The sequence below is a fragment of the Pseudomonas sp. PDM26 genome (assembly GCF_019219185.1).
GTDB lineage: Bacteria > Pseudomonadota > Gammaproteobacteria > Pseudomonadales > Pseudomonadaceae > Aquipseudomonas.
In genome coordinates this window covers 1-648 of the sequence record NZ_JAHUWC010000040.1, presented here as the reverse complement: position 1 = coordinate 648, position 648 = coordinate 1, and the positions used below count along the sequence as shown (strand labels likewise).

Sequence of the window (648 nt, the reverse complement as noted above, 5' to 3'; positions counted from 1 at the left end):
GCTGGTAGTTGTTTGCACGCTGGGACACCAGATCCCGGTGCTGGTCGTCGTGCAGGGCGTGGGCGATGTAGGGGCGGTCCGGGTCGCCCTGCTCGAAGGCGATGGCCACTTCGGTGCCGGCGATCAGTGGCAGATGCAGGCCGTAGGTGTCGCCGGCGTAGGCGCGGGCCTGGCGCAGCCATTTGCTTTCCTGGCCGGGTGGCCAGGTGTCGCGGTCGAAGAGGAATTTGACCCGGTAGCGGCCTTCCCTGTCGATTTCGGCGTAGACGGCGTTGGGCAGCGGGTAGGTGATGCGCGCTGGCAGGGTGCCGGCGATTTTCGGTTTAGGTGGCACGGGTGGTCGGAAGCACAGGCGCAAGGCGTAGGGCATGGCTTCGAAATCGCATTCGTAGCCGCGGTCGCGGGCGGCGCTGGTCTTGATGCGGGTGATCACGGCGCGGCTGTCGAAGGCCTTGGGCGCGCCGCCGGAGATGGTCAGGACCTGGCCGGGGGCCAGGGTGGCGCTGCTGCTGGTGCCGCGCAGGCGGGTCTGCTGGTTGAGGTAGCGTTCGTGGCGCAGGCGCGCAAAGAAGTGGCCGCTTTCGGTCTGCAGGGTTTCGTCGCGATGGATGGGGTGGCCGAGTTCGGTGTAGGGCTCGGCGTAGTGGT

Annotated in this window: 1 protein-coding gene; it reads right to left on the bottom strand. The window is 67.7% G+C overall.

The window, feature by feature from the left end; translation table 11 throughout:
* On the bottom strand, nucleotides 1–648 hold a 648-nt coding region (gene vgrG / locus KW849_RS30985; RefSeq protein ID WP_218433898.1), incomplete at both ends, for a type VI secretion system tip protein VgrG.